Here is a 235-nt window from a genome sequence, read left to right as displayed (position 1 = left end):
TCTTTGTTCTGTAAATAAGTAGGTATCAAACATACTGCTAATGCAGTGACGTACATGGCTAAAAATAATATTTTACCCTTTTCATCAAACAGTGCTATGAAATATTTTTCAACAAATTCGCCAAACATATAGAAGGAGAACATATTGAAAGCCAAATGACCGATATCAGCATGAATTACACCATTGGTAATAAAGCGATACCATTGATTTCTTTGTGTGATGGCAGGAGGATAAA

Annotated in this window: 1 protein-coding gene; it reads right to left on the bottom strand. The window is 33.2% G+C overall.

Annotated elements, in window-relative coordinates; translation table 11 throughout:
* Positions 1 to 221 (bottom strand): rhomboid family intramembrane serine protease (locus VJI94_RS09025; protein ID WP_416383689.1); only part of this gene is annotated, 221 nt, incomplete at its 3' end.
* Between the last annotated feature and the right edge of the window lie 14 nt (positions 222 to 235).

Source organism: Parvimonas sp. D9, assembly GCF_035282565.1.
GTDB classification, from domain to species: Bacteria; Bacillota; Clostridia; order Tissierellales; family Peptoniphilaceae; genus Parvimonas; species Parvimonas micra.
The sequence above is the reverse complement of the archived record's forward strand: the minus strand, read 5'-3'. Positions and strand labels throughout refer to the sequence as shown.